A 12,642-nucleotide genomic window follows, 5' to 3' on the forward strand; every position below is an offset into this window, starting at 1 on the left:
CTCTTGTCACCAATCCTTTCTTTTTTACATAAAATAGGACGAGCATAAAAATACGTGCTCTAATTCAATAAAGAAAGGAAATGACAGATGAAGCTCGTTATAGATGCAGGTCACGGCGGAAATGATTCCGGTGCTGTTGGAAACGGTTTACTTGAAAAAAATCTAACACTTCAAATTGCACAGCGTGTTCGTAATATTTTACTGGCGAATTATGCGATAAATATTAAAATGACACGTGATAGTGACGTCTTTATCTCATTATCGGAACGTGCAAATATTGCTAATTCTTTTGGTGCAGATTATTTTATCTCATTTCATATTAACAGTGGCGGTGGAACAGGTTACGAAGATTATATTTATAATGGACTGTCAGATAGCAGTTCTGCAGCAGGCAAACAACAAAAGATGCATGCAGCGGTCAGCCCAGTATTAACAAAGTATGGATTACGTGATCGCGGTGCAAAGAAAGCAAATTATGCAGTACTAAGAGAAACAGCAATGGATGCATTATTAACAGAAACTGCTTTTATTGATACAACCTTCGATGCAAATTTATTAAAAAATCAGCAGTTTATAGAAGAGTTATGCCAAGCGTATGTAAGAGGGATTGTTGCTATATTAGGATTGGTGCCAAGTACAAACCAAAACCCAAATCCAGCACCTCAAAAGAAAGGTGTGGCTTATATTCGCGGGACAAACGTAAATTTAAGAAGCGGTCCATCTATATCATTTTCGGTTATCCGAAAATTAAATGCACCAGAGTCATACGTTGTATATCAAGAAAGTAATGGCTGGCTAGATTTAGGGGCTGGTCAGTGGGTGTATAATGATCCATCTTATATACAGTATATCAAGTCTGCAAATAGTGATGGCAGTCCGATTGGGGTTGCAAATATTCGCGGGACGAACGTGAATTTAAGAAGTGGACCATCCGCATCATCTTCGGTCATTCGTAAGTTAAATGCACCAGAATCATACGTTGTATATCAAGAGAGTAATGGCTGGCTAAACTTAGGTGGCAGTCAATGGATTTACTATGATCCATCTTATATTCAGTATAATCAGTACTAAAGAAGAAGGCCTTAAAACCTTTGATACATATAGGGTTTTAAGGACCTTTTTTGTATGTTTGCAAACATAAAGCTTTACGGACACTTTTTTATAGAAAATACTACTGTCTGAAAAAGCATATTTTTACAGACAGAGTAAGAGATATCTGTACCAGTAACTGCGTGGCAATTAAAAACTATTATGAAAGATGGAGCTTTTTAAACTATGATAGAGATTGTACAAGTGAATGTTTGAAGTGTTTCCCATTAAAAATAGGCTCTTTTACATTTTATTATTGATTTTTAGGAAAATAAAAACCGCCTTATTAAAGGCAATCCAAGTAAGACCCCTGCCTCAAGATTCTGAGGAATCCAAAGAAGATAGGTGAGGGCTAAGGATCAGTGGGGATGAAGAAAGCCCCCACTGAGAAAAGTTTCATTTTATTATCTTGATATTGTATTGGTACGTATGTAAGAGAAAAATATTTCATCTAATTGTTATGCGGTATTTCTTTGAATACATTGTTATCGTTATCAAGGAGTATTTTAAAACTTTGCAGCGGTTTACATATAAGGGTGTACATGATATTTCAAAAAAGTTTTCTAAAATATGTTGACAATATATATTATATATATTAATCTTTAAATGATAATGATAACTGTTTTCAACAAGGAGGAAATATGTTTCAAAATAAAAAGATGTTTATGCTCTGCTTCTTACTTATCATTGCTATGATTGCAGGGTGTAGTAATGAAGAAAAGAAAGATACAAGTAAAACTGCGAAAGGGAAAGACTCGTATGTAATTAAACATGCGATGGGGGAAACGACAATAAATGGTACACCTAAAAAAGTTGTAGTCCTAACAAATGAAGGAGCTGAAGCTCTTTTAGCGGTAGGCATTACACCAGTAGGTACAACAAAGCCACGTGCTGGTGATTCATGGTATCCGCACTTAGAAAAGGAATTAAAAGATACACAAGTAGTAGGAACAGAACGTGATGTAAACTTAGAGGCAATTATAAAATTAAAACCGGATTTAATTATCGGGAATAAAATGCGTCATGAAAAAGTATATGAACAGCTAAAAGCAATTGCACCAACTGTTTATGCTGAAACATTGCGCGGAGATTGGAAAGAAAACTTTACGTTATATACAAAGGCAGTTAATAAAGAAAAAGAAGGTCAAGCAGCTCTTGATAACTATAAAAAACGTGTTGATGAATTGAAAGGAAAACTTGGAGATAAGGTAGAATCTAAAGTTTCTATGATTCGTTTCGTTCCAGGTGATGTTCGTATTTATCAAAAAAATTCATTCTCTGGCGCTGTTTTAGAAGATATCGGTTTTAAACGTCCACCACTTCAAGATAAAGATGGATTTGCAATACAAGGTATTACAAAAGAGCAAATTCCAAATATGGATGGAGATGTGTTATTCTATTTCACATCTGATAAAGATGCGGATAAAAATAATGAAGGGAAAACAGTAGCAGAAGAATGGATTCAAGATCCACTATTCAAGCAACTACAAGTTTCTAAAAACAATAAAGTCCATCAGGTAGATGAAGTAATTTGGAATACTGCAGGTGGTATAAAGGCTGCAAATCTTATGTTAGATGATATTGAAAAATACTTTTTAAAATAAAGTATTGAGTTATACCGATATGTGCGAAAAACCAAAGGCTACGCTAGCCTTTGGTTTTTTATGCGGATAAATATTTGAAAATTCTTTATTTTAAGTGCCGATGAGTTGTACAATGAAAGTAGTCATGTGGGAAGGGGTGGTAAAATGTCTCAAGGTACCCATAAAGGTTGGATATTATTTAATGGACGTCTTGTAAATTCAAAGGAAGAACAAGCGATAGTTCCGCTAGAAGAAAGAGGTTTACAGTTTGGTGATGGGATATATGAAGTGTTTCGTCTATACAATGGAAAACCGCATTTACTAGATTTACATTTAGATCGTTTCTTTAAATCTATGAAGGAAATTGACCTTAACCCACCGTTTACAAAAGAAGAATTGATTGAACAGCTACAGCAATTAATTGAAAAAAATCAATTTCAAGAAGATGGAAATGTTTATATTCAAATTTCAAGGGGCGTACAACCAAGAAATCATGTGTATGAACCAAATCTTGAGCCGACTTATTTTGCAAATATCGTATCGTTTCCTAGACCGCTTTCTTTTATGAAAAAAGGGATAAAAGTAACAGTAGCAGAGGATATTCGATGGAAGTTTTGTCATATAAAGTCCCTTAATCTTCTCCCGAATATTATGATTAAGAATAAAATTAACAAAGAAGGATATACTGAAGTAATTTTAGTTCGTGATGGTATTGTAACAGAGGGATGTCATTCTAATTTCTTTATTATAAAAGATGATAAATTAATTACGCATCCAGCTGATCATTTCATTTTACATGGGATTACACGTCACCACGTAATCTCTTTAGCAAAAGTTTTACATATAGAAGTAGAAGAGCGAGAATTTTCGTTAGAAGAGGTATATGAGGCAGACGAATGCTTCTTTACAGCAACGCCACTAGAAATTTTGCCGGTCATTCAAATTGGAGAAGAACCCTTCAGTAAGGGAGAAATTGGACTGGTTACGAAGAATTTGCAAGCAGCGTATGAAGAAAGTATTGCAATGTTTAAAGTGACAACTTGAGCTAATGAATACATGAAGAGAAGCTGGTATTCCTCCAGCTTCTCTTCATGTTATAATCAACTATATAAAGATTTTTGAAAACGCTGTAAAAGGGGATTTTGTTTATATGAATTATGATGCATTGAAAGAAGTGATTCACGGACGTCGTAGCGTTCGGAAATTTACAGAACAAGCGGTACCTGTAAATGAAATAGAAGAAATTTTAGATTGTGCTCGCTATGCACCAAGTGATACGAATTCACAAACGTGGGAATTTCTCGTTATTATGAATCGTGATAAAATTAAAGAAGTAGAACAAATGACGTGGGATGCCCTGTATAAACAAGCGGAAGAAGCGAAAGAAAAAGGGGAAGAAAAGGCAGGCAAATTATTAACGCGTTCTTTTGGACCGTATGCAACGGCTTTTTCTGATGCACCCGTATTGATCGTTTGTTTAGCAACACCATATCAATCAAAGTTTCGTGAAAAAATATTTGATCCAATTAACTTTGTTCCGGATGCAGTTTGGGAAGAAGAAGGGATTAAAAGCAGCTGCTTAGCGGCACAAAATTTAATGTTGGCAGCACATGCGCGCGGCCTTGGGACTTGTCCAATGACAGGGCCTGTTTTATTAGCGCAGGATCAATTGCGACAATATCTACAAATTGAACCTGAAAAACAAATTAATATGGTTATTTCTCTAGGTTATCCGAAAGACAAGCCGAAAAAACTTGCTCGTAAAGAAGTAGCGGAAATTACGAAATTTATTTATTAATATGTTTATGAAAAAAATGAAAGAAAAAAAGACATTGAATTTATCAATGTCTTTTTTCATACTGTTGAAAAACAATCTAGTCAATAGACAAAACCTGAAAATTTCGATAAAATCTCCTCGTGAATGAAATGAAGCGAGGAGATTTTTTATGTACGTTACATATTCCATGAAAGAAATTGAAGAAAATCGAAAGTACTATGAAATGATGTATGATGCTTCGCATCATTTAGTAAAGATGGATCAAGTGATGGATTGGGATTTTGTGACAAGGCGATTGGAAGTGTTCTATCCACATCGTATCGGTCGACCAACGAAAGATCCGATTATGTTAGTGAAAATCTTATTAATTCAGTATTTGGAAGGCTTTCGCTCGGTTCGTTTTACATGTAATCAAGTAAAACAGAATGCGACGTATCGTTGGTTTTTAGGGATTTCCTCGAATGAGAAGATTCCAGATCACTCAACAATCTCTAAGTTTCTCTCGCAACGTCTACGAAATGCGACGTTTTGGGAGGAGCTTTTTCAGCATTGCCTTCGTGTGATTCAACAAGAAGGGTTTATCGCAAACGAAACATGGGTGGCGGATGAAACAGAATTAAAAGCGAATGCGAATAAGCGTGTACGCGAAATCTTGGCGGAAGAAAAAGTAATAGAAGAAAAAGATGAGGATTTAGTGATGATTAACGATCACCGTGTGCGTCATGGGAAGAAACCTTTACAAGCGAAAGGCTCAAAAATAGAAGAAAAACAGACAAACATTAGCCCTGTAGATTCTGACGCTCGCTTGTCCGTCAAACACGATCAACGCGGACGCTTTGCCTATTTTGAGCACCGTATCGTGGATTCGCTTCATAACTTTATCATCGCCACAGATGTCACCGCCGCGAATGTGCCTGGGCATCGTAAATTGATCGGACAAGTTGAACGGTTAAATCAATTATTGGGGAAGTATGCGAAAGAAATCGCCCTTGATTCAGGCTACTACAACGCTTCCCTCGCGCGAAGGTTGTTTCAACGTGGCTTCTTCGTCTACATGTCTTATCGTCGATTTACAACGAAGGATCATCCAAAGTGCCGTCGTTATCAATTTAAACAAGTAAACGAGGATCTCTACGCCTGTCCTTGCGGTGTACCGTTTTATTATAAAACAACGAATCGTCAAGGTTATCATGAATTCAGACCACCTAAAGGAAGTTGTCAATCCTGTCCATTTGCGAAAAAAGAAAACCAAGATCGTGTGTTGCGAATTTCTATCCATCAAGAAATTTACGATCAGTTAAGAGAACAGCGCTTATCAATAAGAGGAAAAATTCTCCGTTCCGTTCGTCCGTCTACGGTTGAACTGAGTTTCGCACATAGTAAAGAACTCCACGGTTTGCGCTATGCACGATACCGTGGAGTTCAAAAGGTTAAAGTACAAGTTTTGATGACCGCCATCATACAAAACTTAAAAAAGTGGACCAAACTACGCTCGCTTAAGCAAGTTGGTTTACACCTAACACATCAAATTATAGAAGAAACCATTCTATAAAACAAATAGAAATCAAGAAAATGCCAAAAAAATTCGGCATTTTCTTAACATAATCTTTTTTCAACAACGTGAAAAAAGACATTGAATTTATCAATGTCTTTTTTTTTATCTATTTTTGTATAGTAGAATGCATAAGAGGAATTTTTTGAGTGAAGTGAGTAGATTATTTATTATTAGTAAAAAAGAATATATATATGATTATTACAATAATATTTCCTGAAATGGAATATTTTCAACTAGAAATGGGTCAAAATGATGAAGAAGAAGGATTTTTTAGTGATTACTATAAAAAATAATAGTGATAAAAAAGAAGAAAATATGTTACAGTTATGGTGAGCGGATACAATTGTTCACAGAAGTGTTAAAACGTGAATATAAAATAAAATATTATTTTTGTATAATAAATAAGAAATCAATTCGCAGGGGGAATGAATTTTGAAAAAATTCATAATCGCTGGTTTGTCTGTTATGTTATTAGTAGGATGCGGTGCACCGAAAGAAAAACAAGAAGTAGAGCCAAAGAAAGAAGAACAAGTTGTAAATGCAGGACAAAAAAGTAAATATCTTTTTCCAGAGGGAGTAAATCCAATTGGGGAAGGAAGAGTAAAGGTAGTTACACCTGACGGTACTTCTGAAAATGGTAATGTGCCAACCGTATTTGTAAAAAAGGATACTCTTATTCAACAAGTTGAAATAGAACTTGCAAATTTTCAAGGTGATAAAGAAACGTTTGTGTACGTAGATCACATATTTGAAGATATGCATCAAGTGAGTAGATTAACACAGACAACTGTCGAGTTAAAACAAGAAACGTTAGAACAAGGGAATCACACAGTAACAGCAATTCAGTTTGAAAATAATGATCCAAATGGGAACGTCGTTAACTTTGTCCAGGCAAAGTTTGAAAATAAACCCGCATTGTAAAAAGAAATCTGCTTCCAAAGCAGATTTCTTTTTTGTAGGTATTTTGTTCGGAAGTGTCGAATAAGGTAAATGGCGTCGTAATAACGCGTATTCTTTTGTTTAGTGTGAAACAAATAAGGAGGAGAAGCAATGAAACGTGCCCTTATTAATATTGATTATACATATGATTTCGTAGCTGAAGATGGTGCTTTAACATGCGGGAAACCAGGCCAAGATATTGAAGGACATCTTGTTGAAACAACAAAACAGTACATGGAAAATGGGGATTATGTTGTGTTTGCGATTGATAAACATGAAGAAAATGATTCCCATCATCCAGAAACAAAATTATTTCCTCCGCACAATTTAGCTGGAACGAAAGGAAGAGACTTGTACGGGGGATTACAAACCTTATACGAAAAACATGAAAATCACGAGAATGTATATTATATGGACAAAACCCGTTATAGTGCCTTTGCTGGGACGGATTTAGAAATGAAGCTACGTGAAAGGGGGATACAAGAAGTACATCTTGTCGGTGTTTGTACAGATATTTGTGTTCTTCATACAGCAGTAGATGCATATAATAAAGGATTTCATATTGTTGTACATGAGAAAGCAGTCGCATCTTTTAATGAACAAGGGCATCAGTTTGCATTAGAGCACTTTAAGTCTTGTTTACATGCTGTAATAAAGTGAAACTTTAATCAGTGACGGTATTACTGCCCGCAAATAGCGGGATAAAATAGTAGGATATTCTGCTTGTTTTAGTGTGAGAATTTTTCACACTGTAATTAGAAAATTAGTGAAGAAAAAAAGGAAGGTCTTTTCTCGTGAAAATATGCCGCCAATTGATTGATATTGAAAAAGGAAGCTGATATACTACTCAGCTTCCTTTTTTATTTGTCTCACACGAACAGACAATAATCCCACACCTTGAAGGTATGCAGGAAGCAGCGGAAGTTAGGTGAGAGAAATGCCACCATTGAGAAAAGTTTCACCACATAGTATTTAGAAAATTTTTAATGTTATAATGAAAGGTGGTGATGAACATGAATTATGATGAAAAACAAATGCATCGGTTGCAGGCGCTAAAAGAGATTGCGGAGCTATTAAATGAAGCGACTGACTTGCAACAAATGCTAGAGAAAGTATTACATACACTATTACAAGTAATGAATTTACAAACAGGCTGGATCTTTTTTATTGATGAAAAAGGAACGCATCGAATGCTTGTCGACACAAACTTGCCACCAGCATTAACATGGGAAGCAAAAAAGCCGATGTGCGAAGGGGATTGTTGGTGCATTGATCGATTTGTTGGTGGGCGTTTGCAAAAAGCAACAAATATTATTGAATGTAAACGAATTGAAGATGCGATTGAGTATGAATGGGGGGAAACAGAGGATATTACGCACCACGCGACAATTCCTCTTCGTGCAGGAGAAGAGAAATTTGGTCTATTGAACGTTGCCTCTCCACATAAAACGCATTTTTCTGAAGAAGAGTTAGCTTTATTAGAAGCAATTGCGTATCAAATTGGTACAACGATACAACGTATTCAGCTCGTAGAGAAAGAACGAAAATATGTAGTTGTTGCAGAAAGAAATCGACTTGCCCGTGATTTACATGATTCTGTTAAACAGTTGTTATTTTCAATCATGTTAACAGCTAGAGGAACAGCTGATATGACGAAAGATAAAGAACTGCAAGATATGTTAGCGTACATAGGTGAATTGTCGCAAGAAGCACTGCAAGAGATGACACTATTAATATGGCAATTGCGTCCAGAAGGATTGGAGAAAGGCCTTGCAGAAGCAATTCGAAATTATGGAAAGTTACTAGGGATTCATGTAGCGATTCGAATTGATGGTGTCATCTCTATAGGTGATGAAACGGAAGAAATGTTATGGCGTGTTAGCCAAGAGGCGTTACATAATTGTAAAAAACATGCATCATGCGAAATGGTGTCTGTAGATTTAAAAATAGAAAATAGGGTGCTGAAGTTTCAAATCGCGGACGATGGAGCTGGGTTTGTAAAAGAAAAAGTGAGAGATTCGGCGCTTGGTTTGAAAAATATGAAAGAGCGCATTGAACTGATGGAAGGGAAATTCCAAATTCAAACGAATCCGGGAGTAGGAACGAAAATTGAGATTCAGTTGCCAATTTGAAGGGGAGAAGGTCATTGAAAATTAAATTATTACTCGTAGAAGACCATCATATTGTTCGCAAAGGTCTCGTTTTTTTCTTGAAAACGAAAGAAGAATTTGAAATTATCGGTGAAGCGGGTGATGGAGAAGAGGCGCTGAGGCTTGTTCAAAAAGAACGTCCTGACGTTGTATTAATGGATGTGTCGATGCCGAAAATGGACGGGATTGAAGTGGCGAAGCGAATGAAACAATACGACCCTTCTATTAAAGTACTTATGCTAAGTAGTTTTTCAGAACAAGATTATGTTCTTCCAGCACTGGAAGCAGGTGCAGATGGATATCAATTAAAAGAAGTACAACCTGATCAGCTTGTAGCTTCTATCATTGCGGTATATCAAGGGAATACAAATTTTCATCCAAAAGTTACGCCTGCTTTATTAGGACGTTCTGCAACGGCTCAGCCAAAGAAAGATTGTTTATCTATGCTAACAAAGCGTGAAAAAGAAGTACTCCGTGAAATCGCAAAAGGGAGAAGTAATAAAGAAATTGCGGCAGAGCTTCATATTACGGAACAAACAGTAAAAACGCATGTTTCAAATATATTGGCTAAATTAAATGTAGATGATCGAACGCAAGCTGCGCTCTATGCGGTGAAGCATGGTGTTGTGTAGGAGGCATATAAAAGAGCAAAGTATTGCAGAGTTATATGCGGAATCTGGTTATTTTAACGGTGCTGTATGAATTGTTATAAATAACGAAATTATACATAGTGAAGGATACGGTACGGCTAGTTTTACATATGGCATACCAAATAAAGGTTTTTCTTCTTTTCATAATTATGTACAATAAAGTTATTATGGAAGGAGAGGATACATCATGCCCGGTACAAAAATTGGGATAGGGAAGATTCAGGCATCGTTAAACGGTTTATCTCCGAAGCTACGAAGCATTGCCGAACATATCATCAAGCATCCGCAAGATGTTGTACATAAATCGATTACTGAATTAGCGGAAACAACAAATAGTTCGGAAGCAACTATTTTTCGCTTATGTAAACACCTTGGTTTTCAAGGATTTCAAGATTTGAAAATCACGTTAGCACGAGAGGTTGTACATACGCCAGTACAAAATATTCATGAGGAAGTATCTGCAGAAGATGATATGGTGACAGTTGCTAAAAAAGTGTTTCAGTCGCATATTACAGGATTGCAAGATATACTGCATTTATTAAATGGTAAAGCGCTAGAAGAAGCGATCAAACTGTTACAAAAGGCTACTCACATTGAGTTTTATGGAAATGGTGGTTCCGGTATTATTGCAATGGATGCTTATCATAAGTTTATGAGAACAGGTATTTCTTGTATTGCACATGTAGATTCTCATTTTCAAATTATGGGAGCAGGGTTACTTACAGAAGAAGCAGTGGTAATTGCGATTTCCCATTCTGGAAGTAACAAAGGGCTTCTTGAGGCGTTAGACGTTGCAAAATCAAGAGGAGCACGTATCATTGCGATTACGAGTTATCAAAAATCAGCACTTAGTCAACTTGCTAATGTGACGCTGTATACATCGACGCGTGAGACAGAATTTCGTACCGAAGCAAGCTCATCACGTTTAGCCCAGCTTAGTTTATTAGATACTTTATTTGTAGGATTGTCTTTACAAAGACAAGAGATAACTTTGCGAAATCTACAAAGCATTCGGGAAACAATTTCGATGAAACGACTATAAAGCAGTGTGAAAGAGATGCACTGCTTTTTTTCTTTTTCCTTTATGAAAAAAATTTTCTTCATTTATATTGATTTAAGAAAAATATTTTATATACTATTCAATGTAAACGGTTTACTAGATTTCATCCCGCACTAATGGGTAGTAAAATATCCACTTCAAAGTTATGCAGGAAGAAAAGAACTTTGAGGTGGGGGATAAACTGCTCATAAGAGCCCGATTGGTGAGGGCTCATCAACAATGAGGTTGGAGAAAACCAACTGTTGAAAGTTGCACTCTATTTTGCTAAAAACGAAGGGAAGATTCATTATGAAAACAAGGGGGAGAGTTATCGGGATTGATATCGGCACAACAAGTACAAAAGCGGTTGTTTTTACAGAGAGAGGCAAGGTTGTTGCATCTCATGCAATTGATTATCCAATTATCCAACCGAATGTAGGATGGGCTGAGCAAGATCCTGATGTAATATGTTCCGCTGTATACAAAAGTGTAAGCGTTGCCATTGAAAAGGGTAATGTATTACAAGAAGACATTTCTTCAATTGGTATTAGTACAGCAATGCATTCGTTAATTGCTGTAGATAGAAATGGTGCCCCCCTTACTCGCTCTATTATTTGGGCTGACAATAGAAGTGTTGGGCAAGCAGAAAAATTACTGCAAGAGATGAATGGGCATGACATTTATAAACGAACGGGGACCCCGATTCATCCAATGTCACCACTGTCTAAATTATTGTGGATGAAAGAAGAAGAACCGGAATTATTCTCAAGAACGTATAAATTCATTTCTATTAAAGAATATGTAATCTATCAGTTATTTGCACAATATGTAGTTGATTACTCTATTGCGTCTGCTACCGGGTTGTTTTGTTTAGAAACACTAGACTGGGATCAAGAGGTATTAAAACTATTAAATATGTCGTCAGAGCAATTGTCGAAGCCAGTACCAACGACTTACATATTAGAAGGTATAAAACCAGAATTAGCAAAAAGAATGGGGGTTCATGATAAAACACCTGTTGTCATTGGGGCAAGTGATGGTGTTCTTGCAAATGTCGGTGTTGGGGCAGTTTCGCCTGGAGAAGCAGCAATCACAATTGGAACAAGTGGTGCTGTTCGAACGATTTCTTCGAATGTAAACACAGATGAAAAAGGCAGAACGTTTTGTTATGCGCTTACGGATCAACATTGGGTAATTGGGGGACCAACGAATAATGGTGGCATTCTACTGAGATGGTTACGTGATGAATTTGGAAGCCCAGAGCAAGAAGTGGCAAGGAAATTAGGCATTGATCCGTACGATTTATTAATTCAATATGCAGAACGTGTGCCGGCCGGAGCGAATGGATTATTGTTTTTACCGTTCTTATCTGGAGAACGTGCTCCGTATTGGAATGCGAATGCTCGCGGGACATTTTTCGGTATCAATCTTCAGCATAAGCGAGAACATTTTATTCGAGCTGTGATGGAAGGAGTTTGCATGAGTGTCTTTTCAGTAGCACTCGCGATTCGAGATTCAACAGGTCCTCTTTCTGAAATCCGTGTTTCAGGGGGCTTTGCGAAGTCAGCATTTTGGAGACAAATGCTGTCCGATATGATGGGGAAAGAATTACTTGTTCCTGAAAGTCATGAAGCATCTGCATTGGGAGCTGCAGTACTTGCTTTATACGCGACAGGAAAAATAGATTCGCTTGAAGAGGTAAAAGAATGGATTGAAATTGTACATCATCATGTACCAAATAAAGAAAATACGGCTTTGTATTTAGAGATGTTTTATATGTATGAACGGCTTTACACTCGTTTGAAAGATGAATTCGATGTAATTGCTGATTTCCAACGTAAACATTAGGGGGAATGGGAG

11 protein-coding genes are annotated in these 12,642 nt (G+C 36.6%); all 11 read left to right on the top strand.

All coding sequences use genetic code 11. The features are described 5' to 3' along the window. Positions 1-87: 87 nt before the first annotated feature. Entirely contained in the window at positions 88-1,071 is a 984-nt protein-coding gene (locus tag QRE67_RS11035; protein WP_286124881.1) for an N-acetylmuramoyl-L-alanine amidase, read from the top strand. A gap of 659 nt (positions 1,072-1,730) precedes the next feature. Next, positions 1,731-2,693 carry an ABC transporter substrate-binding protein gene (locus QRE67_RS11040; RefSeq protein WP_286124882.1) on the top strand — a complete coding sequence of 321 codons (963 nt, stop codon included), beginning with the start codon at positions 1,731-1,733 and terminating at the stop codon, positions 2,691-2,693. 144 nt (positions 2,694-2,837) lie between these two features. Then, positions 2,838-3,716, top strand: coding sequence for a D-amino-acid transaminase (gene dat / locus QRE67_RS11045; protein WP_286124883.1), 879 nt, complete (start codon positions 2,838-2,840; stop codon positions 3,714-3,716). A gap of 106 nt (positions 3,717-3,822) precedes the next feature. Further along, a complete protein-coding gene (locus tag QRE67_RS11050) occupies positions 3,823-4,470 on the top strand; it encodes a nitroreductase family protein (protein ID WP_286124884.1) in 648 nt (215 codons plus the stop codon). A gap of 148 nt (positions 4,471-4,618) precedes the next feature. After that, positions 4,619-6,001: an IS1182 family transposase gene (locus tag QRE67_RS11055; protein WP_286120780.1), complete on the top strand. Its 1,383-nt coding sequence runs from the start codon at positions 4,619-4,621 to the stop codon at positions 5,999-6,001. 435 nt (positions 6,002-6,436) lie between these two features. Further along, positions 6,437-6,925 (top strand): putative periplasmic lipoprotein, encoded by a 489-nt coding sequence (locus QRE67_RS11060; protein ID WP_286124885.1) that lies wholly within the window; start codon positions 6,437-6,439, stop codon positions 6,923-6,925. Positions 6,926-7,054: 129 nt separating this feature from the next. Next, complete coding sequence (locus QRE67_RS11065; RefSeq protein ID WP_286124886.1) at positions 7,055-7,603, top strand: cysteine hydrolase family protein; 549 nt, start codon at positions 7,055-7,057, stop codon at positions 7,601-7,603. Between the two features lie 353 nt (positions 7,604-7,956). Next, a complete protein-coding gene (locus QRE67_RS11070; RefSeq protein WP_286124887.1) occupies positions 7,957-9,075 on the top strand; it encodes a GAF domain-containing sensor histidine kinase in 1,119 nt (372 codons plus the stop codon). 14 nt (positions 9,076-9,089) lie between these two features. Next, on the top strand, positions 9,090-9,725 hold the full coding sequence (locus tag QRE67_RS11075) for a response regulator (protein ID WP_286124888.1): 636 nt from the start codon (positions 9,090-9,092) through the stop codon (positions 9,723-9,725). A 205-nt stretch (positions 9,726-9,930) separates the two neighbouring features. After that, positions 9,931-10,785 (top strand): MurR/RpiR family transcriptional regulator, encoded by an 855-nt coding sequence (locus QRE67_RS11080; RefSeq protein ID WP_286124889.1) that lies wholly within the window; start codon positions 9,931-9,933, stop codon positions 10,783-10,785. Between the two features lie 306 nt (positions 10,786-11,091). After that, positions 11,092-12,630, top strand: a complete 1,539-nt coding sequence (gene gntK / locus QRE67_RS11085) for a gluconokinase (protein ID WP_286124890.1) — start codon at positions 11,092-11,094, stop codon at positions 12,628-12,630. Positions 12,631-12,642: the final 12 nt, after the last annotated feature.

The sequence above is a fragment of the Bacillus sp. DX3.1 genome (assembly GCF_030292155.1).
Classification (GTDB): domain Bacteria; phylum Bacillota; class Bacilli; order Bacillales; family Bacillaceae_G; genus Bacillus_A.